We start from the raw sequence: 10,964 nt of genomic DNA, 5'->3' as shown, positions 1-10,964 counted from the left end.
GAGCTCGGAAAAACCGATGCGGTCGCTGATCGCCCGAAAGGCGGCCCCCGCCTGGATCGGCTGTAGCTGCATGGCGTCGCCGACGAGAACGACTTTCGCGCCCGCCTCCTCGACGATGTCAAGCACACGGGCCATCTGTTGCGACGACACCATGCCGGCCTCGTCGATGACGAGCACATTGCCGCGTTCGAGCAACTCGCGGCCGCTGGCCCAAGCAAGCTCCCAGGCGGCGAGCGTTCGCGATCTGATGCCGGAACTGTCTTCCAGGCCCTCCGCTGCTTTCCCGGCAAGGGCTGCACCGATCACCCGCCGGCCCTGGCTTTCCCAGGCCACCCGTGCTGCGGCAAGCAGGGTCGACTTGCCGGCGCCGGCCAGCCCGACAATGGCGGCAATGCCGCTGTCGCCGGTGACATGGCGGATGGCGTCGACCTGTTCCGCATCGAGCCGAAAGGGATGTTTGGGATCGCCGCTCTCGACGCGCTCGATCGCCGCATCGACCTGCCGAGCCGATACCCCAAAGCCTGCTTGCTCCGACAGAACCCGCGCTGACTGCGCCATGTCATATTCGATGCGCAGGATTTCCCGCGTGGTGAACACTGCCGGGGCTGCGACCTTAAGCGTTTCTCCGTCGAACTCCTGCGGCTTCAGCATCACCAGTTCATCCGACGCCATCAGCCGGGCGCGGATATTGGTGAAGTCTGCCGGATCGTCGACATATCGATGCAGCGCCTTGGCAATATCCTTCTCGTCGAAAGTCGAGCGCTCATTGCCGAGCTGCTTCAGCAAAAGCTCCGGCTCCGCCAGCAGCCGGTCTGCCATCTCGTGGCGGCGGGCGAGATCGGCCGGTGCGGAATAAAGCTCCCTGCCCTTGCGCGCGAGCGCTGCCTTCTCCGGCCCAAGATGCTTTTGCGCGATGCCGTCCAACCCCTGTTCGGCATAGGAACGACCGTCGAGCCGGATCTCATGACCGGCGAGCGCCAGATGTCGGTTCGCCGTTTCCGCCCAGGCGATCTTCCAGGCCTTCAAGGTTTCCTTGTCACCTGCCCACACCCTGTAGACGATCTTGCCATTCGGTCGATCGGGCGTGACAATGCGTAGCGGCTTGCCGTCTTCGCCAAGAACAGGAACCTTCTTCCGGCCGAAGCCGTCCTCCGTCAGCGGACGCAGCGTGGTCATGAGATGGATGTGCGGGTTGCCGCCCTTGTCGTGATAGACCCAGTCGGCTACCATTCCCATCGATGTGAAGCTGTCCCGGACGAACTCCCGGACAAGCGCGATGTTCTCCGCCCGCGTCAGCTCCTCCGGCAGCGCGATGATCAGCTCGCGGGCGAGCTGCCCATCGGCCCTGCTCTCGAAAGAGTCGACCGCGTTCCAGAGTATCTCGCTGGCGCCGGCGACGGATTGCCCACCGATCGCCGCCGTCAGCCAAGCCGGGATCTGATCGGGTAGCGCCAGTTCCTCATGCACCAGTTCCCGCGACCCACCACGATAGCTGAAGGACGTTCCGGCCTGCTCGTCTATCATCCGGGCGCGATGACGATAGGCGGCGGCCGAGACGATGCTGCGCCCCGCTCCCCTGCTGATCACCTGCGCCCTGACGAACATGATTGCCACAAGCGGCTCCGCACACCTTCCAAGCACGTCGCGCGAGCGACGTATATTGCGCCCTCAAATCGATCGGACCGCCGGGCCGATGCCGCTTTTCCGAAACGCGCCTATCGATCGGAATTGCGGCTGCGACTTTTTCAGATTGATGCAAAATAGCCGATTTAACTATTTTATTCTAGTTAGTATAATCTGGCCGCTCGTCGAGGAGATCGCGGCGCGATTTCGCAAAGGAGAGAAGAAGCGGACTGATGGCGCATCTGGTTCGCCGCGTCGACCAGCAGCTGGCGGCACTGGAGCGCCGGCGGAGGTGTCTCGTGACAGCTGATCGCAAGCATGAGGCGCGCGAAAGGTTTTTGCTCGGCGGCCTGGTCGTCAAGGCCGGCCTCACGAGGGCTGACCGGGCATTCCTGCTCGGCGGCTTTCCCGAACTGGCAAGGATCGCCCCGGGTTCATCGGAGTATCGACGCTTGCGGAGAGGAAGCATTCAAGATCCCCAAGCTCGATGGCGGTTCGCGGGGCATCGTGGAGGCGCCCGAATGACCAAGCGAAGGAAACCGCATCCGAGCCTGTTGCTCGTTCTGGTGCCGATCGCTGTCACTACTCTTGCCGCCTATGTCGTCAGCTGGGGGTGGGAGGAACTGGCCGCCGGCATGACAGGCAAGACCGGATATTTGCTCCTGCGGGCCGCGCCTCTGCCGGCGCTTCTGTTCGGGCCACTCGCGGGGCTATTGACGGTATGGGCTCTGCCGCTGCACCGGCGAAGGCCGGTGGCAATAGCGAGCCTCGTCTGCTTTCTGGCTGTGGCCGGCTTTTATGCACTGCGCGAATATGGCCGGCTTGTTCCCGTCATCGGCGAGCGTTACCGAGTCGACAAGGAAATCGTCCACCACCTGCCCTTCGATCCAAACGATCTGGCGACATGGGGGAAAGGCGGCAAGGCCCCGTTGCTCACCTACAAACAGGACTTTGATTCCACGCACATGCTGTTCTTTGCCGGGTCGGGTGGATACAAGACGACGAGCAATGTGGTGCCGACGGCACTACGCTACAGGGGACCGCTGATCTGCCTCGATCCATCCACCGAGGTCGCGCCAATGGTGGCCGAACACCGCACTAGCGCCCTTGGCCGCGAGGTTATGGTGCTCGACCCGACGAACCCGATCATGGGCTTCAACGTGCTCGACGGGATCGAAGCATCCAAGCAAAAGGAAGAGGACATCGTCGGCATTGCGCATATGCTGCTGTCGGAAAGCCTGCGCTTCGAAAGCTCGACCGGATCCTACTTCCAGAACTAGGCGCACAACCTTCTGACCGGCCTGCTCGCCCACGTGATGCTCTCGCTGGAATATGAGGGACGGCGAACCCTGCGCAGCCTCCGCCAGATCGTTTCTGAGCCGGAGCCCTCGGTGCTCGCGATGCTGCGCGACATTCAGGAGCATTCCACCTCGGCCTTCATCCGCGAAACGCTTGGCGTCTTCACCAATATGACCGAGCAGACCTTCAGTGGCGTCTATTCCACAGCATCGAAGGATACCCAATGGCTGTCGCTCGACAGTTATGCCGCGCTTGTGTGCGGCAATGCGTTCAAATCGAGTGACATCGTCTCGGGCAAGAAAGACGTCTTCCTCAACATCCCGGCGTCGATCCTGCGCTCGTATCCCGGCATCGCGCGCATCATCATCGGCTCGCTCATCAATGCGATGGTGCAGGCCGATGGCGCCTTCCAGCGCCGGGCGCTGTTTATGCTCGATGAGGTGGATCTTCTCGGCTACATGAGGGTGCTCGAGGAGGCGCGCGATCGCGGCCGCAAGTACGGCGTCTCCATGATGCTGATGTACCAATCGGTCGGGCAGTTGGAGCGGCATTTCGGGAAGGATGGCGCGACATCATGGATTGATGGCTGCGCTTTCGCCTCGTATGCGGCGATCAAGGCGCTTGACACGGCGCGCAATGTTTCGGCGCAATGCGGCGAGATGACGGTGGAGGTGAAGGGCAGTTCCCGCAATATCGGCTGGGACACGAAGAATAACGCCTCGCGGAAGTCGGAGAGCGTTAATTTCCAGCGCCGGCCGTTGATCATGCCGCACGAGATCACCCAGTCGATGCGCAAGGACGAACAGATCATCATTGTCCAGGGGCATAGTCCGATCCGCTGCGGTCGGGCGATCAATTTCCGACGAAAGGAAATGGATCGGGCTGCCAAGGTCAATCGTTTCGTCAAACCCGTGCAGTGACGATCGAAGCTGTGCGGTAACGAGGCTATTGCAAGCGAGAGCTCAGCGGAATCGGCTGACCTCCGTGGCAGACTTGCGGCGACTGATGAATTCGCCAGCAGCGGCATGAAGAAAGCCTTGCTGAAGCGGCCAGTTGGCGGCTCGGGTTCAAGATAGAATGAGTTTCCCACGATGTCGGTATTGATCTCATCAAAGATGATCCAAAGCCTACGATCGGCATCGAGGCCGGCACGGCGCTTTTCGATCGCCGGCACTTCCGCGGCGAACTGCGATGCCTCTGGCTGCTTTGTGGTGATGGAAAGAAGAGAACCAGATCACCGTCCGGCCGCGGCATTCACACACCGACTGCGATCGGCCGCTCCCTCTCGCGCCCATTGGAAGGATAGCGTATGACGCTTGCGGTCTGGATCAGCTCGTAGGTCATGAGCGGCCTGCCTCGTCCTCGGCGGCATAGGCCTCGACAGCATTTCCGAACTCGGCAAACAGCTCATCGGAGATCGCTTCGATGGCCCCGACGGTGCGCCGGTCCGACTGTTTCATCAGCCGCTCGTAATCTTCGATATTGAGGATGTTTTTCCAGAGCGCAGTGAGACGCAGCGGCGGAAAAATTGGGGGAGACCGCGCCGTCCTTGACGCCGGATTTGCTGGAGTAAAATAGGACGTCTGAGAGAAGAAGACCCGCGGACCCGAAGGGGACGCGACCGTTTCCGGCGTGAGCCGGCAGGAAGTGTCGAGGATAGAACCCCAGCCTGCGACTGGTCAATTGGCTCACATCATCCCGCGAGAGGGGACGTGATCCGAGGCGAAGACCGTGGACTTCGTGAGCGAAGCGAATAGCACCCGACCGGCCATCGGCCGGTTCGCCCAAATCCACGATCATCACCTTCGAAGATCATCACGAAAATGAATCGGAGGGGGCCGACCGATTCACAAGTGTCGTTGGACGCAAAAGCTGGAACAAGCGATTCTTCCGCCATGCTCGCTCAACCCTATCAGCTCTACATCGAACGAACGGACGCGACGAAAAATATGGCGCGCTTCTATGCGCTCGCGATCGAAGCAACGCTGTTCGGCACGCCCTGCCTGACACGGCGATGGGGACGCATCGGAACGGCCGGACAGGCCATGGTACATCACTTCGACAAGGAAGAGGATGCCGTTCATATGTTCCTCGATCTTCTCCGATCAAAACGGGCACGTGGTTATGGACCGAACACGAAAGCACGATGTGAACCCATGGCCTGGGCTTTCTGCGGAAACACTTCTGATCGTAGCCCGTGATCATTGGTGTCAAGCGCAGCTTCGGGTCGGCACGCCGGTCGATCCGGCGTTCGGGCCCAGGCAAGCAGGCAAACGCCGCGCTCAGAAGGGTGGCGCAGCATCGATGGTGCCCTCCTGCTCAGCGAGCGCTATCGTCAGTTCGGCCTGAGCGATCTCCAGCTCCGCTTCGATCTGGCGACGCTCGGCCGGATCGGCGTTTCTGAGTTCGGCGCGCAGTTCTTCAATCTGAATTTCGAGTGCAATCGTCATCGTCGTCATCTCCTGAATGATGTGAAAGATGACGACCTGGGTCGTGAGGCTCGGGCCGGGTCAAGGATCGCGTCAGCGACCGGCGGAGCCGGCGAGCGGAGGAACCGATTTTCTGAAGGAGCCCTTCAGGGCGCCGGCTGAAAATTGGAGGGGCCGCGAAGTTCCTTGAGGCGGCACGAGCCTCACGGCAGACTTCAAGTATCTGAGCAGACAGTCCTTGGTCTCGTGTGGCACGACAGGAGGAGTAAAAGCGGGCTCGACGCCCGCTTCACTCCCGATACTGCACGCAACAAACCGAGACACGGCGAAGGCGGCCCCGATTGCTCGGGGCCGCTCGAGTCGCTCTTCAGTTCGGGCTGTTCCAGAGGATCACCTTCTTGCTAGAATCGCCGCCGGGTGCCGGTGCGAGGTTGCCGAAGATCACGCCGATCTCAGGAGCCTCCAGCTTCACCGAGAGGTATTCCTCGCCGGTCTGGCGGGCGATGCGGTTCCAGGCGGCGCCGATCTCGAAGCCGGTCTTGCGGTGGATGACGCGGTAGTCCGGGGCTTCCTCGCTGGCCTTGCTGGCGTTCGGGACGATGGCGATCGGGGCGTTGATCCGGATGGTGCTGAAGATGCCTTCGAGGGTGCCGTCGGTCTTCTGCGTGAGCGTTGCGATCGTGGTGGCCATGGTTCTGTCTCCTTCGGTTGCTCGGGACCATTCCCGATGGCGCACTAAGAGACGGCCGACTTGCTGCGGTCAGCTCGCCCGGAATTTTTGCAAAATTCTATTTTCCGCCAAGACAAACGGACCGAAATCGAATTTTGCAAAAACTTCGGGCAAGTCTTACCCCTTCAGGGGTTGACCGCAAAAGCAGGCGGTCGTCTATACGAGCGACATATAACGGGAATGGTTCAGAGTAAACGAAGGCTGCGACAAACCATCATAGCCCCCGGTCCAGCGTTGCGGGATATCGGCGGCGTACTCCACGGGCGGTTCGCACGCTTGTCGATCAATAAAACGCCCGCGCCCGCTCCCAACTGCGGCAGGCGGCGAGCACATCCCTTATTCATGTCATCCTTCGCAGATCCGCGACTGCGCCGCGGCGACCGCATTGCCGCTGCAAACCGTGCGACAACCCCGGGTGAAGGTTGTTCGCGTGGGCGTCGAATGGGTGATTTTCCCCAACCGTGCCCTCGCCCAACCATCTGAGCCGTCGATGGTCGCCAGGCACATCAACCATCGCAATCACGCGACCGCGAACGATCTGGGCTGGACTCATCAGCAGAACCAAGCCGCATGAGATCACAAAGCAACAGGATGCGAGCAAGTCACAAACGGAATATGTTGCGGGGTTCGAAAATGAAGCCCGTACGGCTCGGCGGTCGAAGCAAATCATGCAAGGACATGCTAGCGCTCACGGCCGCGGAAGAAATCACGTTCATGGGAAACCTGTCGGGAGCAAGGAAAGAGCCAGCCCGCGGCGGCGCTCTCCAACCCGCCAAGCCAACCCTTGCCCGCCCTCCTCTTCCTCTTTCACCCAGACCGACAGCTGAGGCCGGCTTGAAGGGCTGAGCAGCACGCGATTAGAGCTCACTTTATGCTGGCGCTCGCTGCGGACGCATGTGGACAGAAGTTTACCTTCGGCATGGTTCTTTACGGCCGCGCCGATGTCGTGCCATTCGGCGATCGGCTCGCAGCAGTTCCCCTTTCCTGCCTATGGCGATGACATCAGCCCCAGCGGCTGTGATATTTCTATACTAACTATTTTGCGATAGTATAATCCACGAAGCTCGTGCTACGCCTTCTCATACGGCTCGATCAACCTGTGGTCAGACGAGGGAGGAACCGCGTGCGACAGTTTTTGATCGGCAACCGGGCGTTCGATGACAGTTCTCCAGAGTTTCTGCCGCAGCTCAAACACGCTTACGAACATAAGCTCAGGCCACTTTGCCAGTGTAGGGAGCCGCCGGTGCCGATGTACATCGCCCGGATGGATGGCCAATTCCTAGTCAAACGCATGCCGCTCTCAGGCCGGCAGCATGATCCCGGATGCCCATCTTACGACCCGCCGTATGAGTTATCCGGCCTCGGGCCGTTGATCGGGAACGCCATCCAGATTGACGCGGCGACTGGTGCAACGACGCTGAAACTTGATTTCTCTCTCTCGAAACGGGCGAACCGATCGACATCGAAGGCGCCTTCAGACCCATCAGAAAGGGTACTAAGCGATCCCAAAAAACTCTCGCTGAGGGCAATGCTCCATTATCTCTGGGATATGGGAGAGCTTACGGAATGGACGTCGCTATGGGCTGGAAGGCGCGGCTGGGGCCGCGTCCGCAGCAGCCTGCAGAATGCCGCAAGACAGATGATGGTCCACGGCGGCCCCCTCACCGACATCCTGTTTATCCCGGAAGTGTATCATCAGGATGACAAGGAAGGAATTTCCGCCCGGCGTGCTGCAACTTTGGCCGGAGCCAAGGCAAATGGACCGGGACCGCGCAAACTGATGTTGATCATCGCGGAGGTAAAGGAGTTTTCGCCAGCCCGCGACAGCCAGAAAATCCTGGTTCGCCACCTCCCCTTTCCTCTCATGATCGATGAGGGAGCATGGAAGCGGTTGAATGGACGATATGACACCGAGCTGGAACTGTGGCGATCAAACGAAGTGTTCCATCTTATCGTGATCGCCACTTTCGGCATTTCGAGCGTAGGGATCGCATCTGTGGAGGAAGTGGCGATGATGGTGGTGAACGAGAACTGGATCCCGTTCGAAACCATCTACGAACAGCGGCTCCTCGAACGGCTCGCCGGGTTAAAGCGCAGAAGCAAAAAGGGATTGCGCTTCGATCTTTCACATGGTCAGCCGATTGCCTCCGTGACATTGCCAGACGCAAGGCCGTCGCCCGTGGCGCTGTTCATCGTTCCCACGAATGTCGACGAAGACTATGAGGTTGCTCTGAGCGAGATGATTGCGGCCAGGCCAGAGATGGCGCCATGGATCTGGCGTGTGGCCGAGGGTGAAATGCCCTGTTTGCCGTGATCCGCATGAACTCTGCTTCACAGCAGCCGATTTCCTTTCCAGCATCGCCAAAGCGTTGGTTCAGCCGATGCTCAATTGCTCCATCCAGGTGATGATGCTAATTTAAACCACTGGTCTCGAACAGAGACTTTACCATTCGCTGCGCATGTTTTCCTGATAGGTTAAACCATCGATCTTGCCGAGGCGGTTGCCAAGCAGATGGAGCAGGCATATTTCAAGGGCGCGTTAGCGAAGAACTGACTCAAGCCGAGATCTCGACGGCCGCAAGCGCGCGAGGCATCGGCCGCTGGAGTTATCCGGTGTGAATGGCTGAGGAAAAGACGGCTTACGCCGCCTCCCCCTCATTGAGGTCCGGCTGCAGGTCATGCAGGTAATCGACGGCCCGCTGCGCATGAGCTGCCGCTGAAAAAATTGCCCGCTTATCGTTGCCGAGAACCTTGAGCCAGCCATCGAGATAGCTTGCGTGGTCGGGGCGTGGTTCAAGCTCCGGAACGATGCCAAGATCGGCGCAGAGAAAGCAACTGCCGAGTTCGGCAATGAGTTCCTCGCGAGCGCGTTCGCTCCGGTCTTTCGCATAGCGGCCGAGATCACGATCGAGCCTTCGGGGTGCCGCGGTCCAATGCGTCATCTCGTGGCTCAGGATGGCGACATAAGACGCGTCGTCGCGGAAGGCATCCAGGTGTGGCATTTGGATGTAATCACGGGCAGCAGCATAATAGGCGGCCGAGCCTCCGTGCCGTATGAGTGCGCCGGTATTGGCAAAGAAGCGTCCGGCATCGCCGATGCGGCTCAGCGGATCCTGGACGGGCTCAATGCATCCGGCCCGCCCATCGATACCGGTGATCTGATCGGTGTTAAATACCGTGTAAGTTTTGAGGAATGGAATATCCCGTTCGATCTCCGCGCCTGTCTCCGTCGTCTCGGCGCGAATAAATGAGCTGGCGAAGACAACGGTCGTGCCGGTTTCGCCCTTGCGGACGGCGGCGCCGAGCTCCTTTGCCTGGCGAAAGGTCATCCACGTCGATGACGCAAAGCCGCGCGCGATCGCTTCAGACCAGAGGAGCAGAACATTGATGCCGGTGTAGGGTTGGCTGTTATGGCGCAGTGGCCGGCTGACCTCGGCTGTCGCATCTTTCGTCGTCCAGGGCCTGATCCATGGCCGTACGCCCTGTTCGAGATCCGCAATGATCTTGGCGGTGATGCGACTGTAAATATCGGATCGTTGATTGGATTGCTGCGTGCTCATATCTGAACCTCCGTTTGGAGGCCGCGGCCATCGCGACCTGCTACGCGGGCCGAAAGCCAGGCAGTAAGCGCTGCCTGCACCCGCAGGGCCGCAACGAAGTGGAGGACGGCGAAGCCGTTGCGAGCGGCGCGAGCCTGGCAGGACCAAAGCGGGGCAGGACGCAATGGCCGCACCGCTACCGCGAGGTCGTGAAGGAGGCAGAGCGGCAAATCCAAGCTGCATCTTGTCGCTCGCATCGCAGATGAACCGCATTGAAGATTGGCTACCTCTTCGGCCTGATGATGGCCGCGGGCGCGGCGACGCAACCAGTCCTCAGACAAGGGCGGAAACAGATTCGGCACGCCGGTAGAGGCTTGTCAGTGCCGTTCCGGAGGGTCCGTCCATCTCACGAAGCTTTTGGCCTAGCGCATGCCCCTCTGTGTTTCGCGTGCAATTTTGACCACTTGGCGGGGTAATCGGCGTCCAATTTGACCCCCTCAGATTTCATCTGACCATCCGGCTTTTAGCGGCGGATGGCCGGGAGTTGAAGCGAGTGGATCCGATTGCGCGTGTTCGACGGGCCTTCCATCTGCGGTGACGTGCTCCCGTTAAATTAGGCCATTCAGACTTGGAATTTTCCACTTATGATCCCTATTGGGCAGAAGAGAAGAATTTCATGAAGGCCTCGAAGTTTTCGGAAGCGCAGATCGCGTTCGTGCTGAAGCAGGCGGAGGACGGGGCGCCGATCGGTGAGGTCTGCCGCAAGGCGATCGAAACTCCGGTGAGCTTCATTGTCCACTCCAGGCGAGAGGTGAACAACTATCTGAAGGAAGGGCAATACTTCTTCTCCGACATTAGGAAGGAAGGCATCGTTCTCTACGAACTCGATGAAGAGCCGCTCGCCGAGCCTAAACTTCTTTCCGCGGCAGATCTTTTTCAAACTTGCGGACGGGCATTTCGACCAAAGATTCCGGGCGGCCACGCGCTTTCTCCAAATGGCAACGCTAGCGATTGAGCGGGACTTTGCAGAGAACGCAGCATTCGAGCTGCATCAATCCATCGAGCAAGGCCTACTCCTGTGTGCTGCTAACGCTCATTAATTACGGCCCGCCCTCCCACAACATCAAATTCATCCGTTCCCTCGCCGAAGAGCAAGACCGGCGCCTGGCCGAGGCCTTTCCTCGTGATCAGCATCGTGAGCGGGCGTGGTTCAACACGCTGAACGAGGCATATGTGAAGGCCCGCTATTCCAAGCATTTCGAGATCAGCGAGGAGGCGCTCGGATGCTCGGCGAGCAAACAGCATTCCTGCTCGAACTGGTCAAGACAGTGTGCTCTGAGCATT

The 10,964-nt window shown here is 59.8% G+C and carries 7 protein-coding genes and 6 pseudogenes; 7 read left to right on the top strand and 6 right to left on the bottom strand.

Translation table 11 applies throughout. The annotated features are described in order from the left end of the window. Positions 1 to 1,614: Ti-type conjugative transfer relaxase TraA (traA, locus tag ACQ7C1_RS31365; RefSeq protein ID WP_430961167.1), on the bottom strand; the 1,614-nt coding region annotated here is incomplete at its 3' end. 190 nt (positions 1,615 to 1,804) lie between these two features. On the opposite strand from traA, the pseudogene ACQ7C1_RS31360 reads away from it, so the two are divergent. From ACQ7C1_RS31360 to traG, 3 pseudogenes are all read left to right on the top strand, one after another. Beyond that, a pseudogene (locus tag ACQ7C1_RS31360) lies at positions 1,805 to 1,933 on the top strand (TraC family protein); the annotation flags it as partial. Beyond that, positions 1,923 to 2,021: pseudogene (locus ACQ7C1_RS31355) on the top strand (conjugal transfer protein TraD); the annotation flags it as partial. The pseudogenes ACQ7C1_RS31360 and ACQ7C1_RS31355, both read left to right, overlap by 11 nt. Positions 2,022 to 2,144: 123 nt before the next feature. Next, positions 2,145 to 3,842: pseudogene (gene traG, locus ACQ7C1_RS31350) on the top strand (Ti-type conjugative transfer system protein TraG). A gap of 42 nt (positions 3,843 to 3,884) precedes the next feature. On the opposite strand, the pseudogene ACQ7C1_RS31345 reads toward traG, so the two are convergent. Next, positions 3,885 to 4,176, bottom strand: a pseudogene (locus ACQ7C1_RS31345) (hypothetical protein). A gap of 86 nt (positions 4,177 to 4,262) precedes the next feature. Further along, positions 4,263 to 4,412: pseudogene (locus ACQ7C1_RS31340) on the bottom strand (type II toxin-antitoxin system prevent-host-death family antitoxin); the annotation flags it as partial. Positions 4,413 to 4,817: 405 nt separating this feature from the next. Here ACQ7C1_RS31340 and ACQ7C1_RS31335 point away from each other — a divergent pair. Beyond that, a complete protein-coding gene (locus ACQ7C1_RS31335; protein ID WP_430961168.1) occupies positions 4,818 to 5,123 on the top strand; it encodes a WGR domain-containing protein in 306 nt (101 codons plus the stop codon). 81 nt (positions 5,124 to 5,204) lie between these two features. Here ACQ7C1_RS31335 and ACQ7C1_RS31330 read toward each other — a convergent pair whose 3' ends face one another. Both ACQ7C1_RS31330 and ACQ7C1_RS31325 read right to left on the bottom strand, forming a co-directional pair. Beyond that, positions 5,205 to 5,372: a hypothetical protein gene (locus ACQ7C1_RS31330; protein ID WP_430961169.1), complete on the bottom strand. Its 168-nt coding sequence runs from the start codon at positions 5,370 to 5,372 to the stop codon at positions 5,205 to 5,207. 346 nt (positions 5,373 to 5,718) lie between these two features. Continuing rightward, on the bottom strand, positions 5,719 to 6,042 hold the full coding sequence (locus tag ACQ7C1_RS31325; protein ID WP_430961166.1) for a DUF736 domain-containing protein: 324 nt from the start codon (positions 6,040 to 6,042) through the stop codon (positions 5,719 to 5,721). A 424-nt stretch (positions 6,043 to 6,466) separates the two neighbouring features. Between ACQ7C1_RS31325 and ACQ7C1_RS31320 the strand changes: the two genes are divergently transcribed. Then, positions 6,467 to 6,655, top strand: coding sequence for a hypothetical protein (locus ACQ7C1_RS31320; RefSeq protein ID WP_430961165.1), 189 nt, complete (start codon positions 6,467 to 6,469; stop codon positions 6,653 to 6,655). 549 nt (positions 6,656 to 7,204) lie between these two features. Beyond that, positions 7,205 to 8,395: a DUF1173 domain-containing protein gene (locus ACQ7C1_RS31315; protein ID WP_430961164.1), complete on the top strand. Its 1,191-nt coding sequence runs from the start codon at positions 7,205 to 7,207 to the stop codon at positions 8,393 to 8,395. Positions 8,396 to 8,720: 325 nt separating this feature from the next. Here the strand turns inward: ACQ7C1_RS31315 and ACQ7C1_RS31310 are convergent, their stop codons facing one another. Next, the gene (locus ACQ7C1_RS31310) at positions 8,721 to 9,641 is read right to left on the bottom strand and encodes an ArdC family protein (protein ID WP_430961162.1); all 921 of its coding nucleotides are present in this window, start codon (positions 9,639 to 9,641) and stop codon (positions 8,721 to 8,723) included. Positions 9,642 to 10,383: 742 nt separating this feature from the next. Here ACQ7C1_RS31310 and ACQ7C1_RS31305 point away from each other — a divergent pair. Continuing rightward, positions 10,384 to 10,964 (top strand): annotated as a pseudogene (locus tag ACQ7C1_RS31305) (HEPN domain-containing protein); the annotation flags it as partial.

Source organism: Rhizobium sp. Nf11,1 (assembly GCF_050587665.1).
Classification (GTDB): Bacteria; Pseudomonadota; Alphaproteobacteria; order Rhizobiales; family Rhizobiaceae; genus Rhizobium.
Note: the sequence above shows the minus strand (reverse complement) of the source record. Positions and strands in the feature narration are given on the sequence as shown.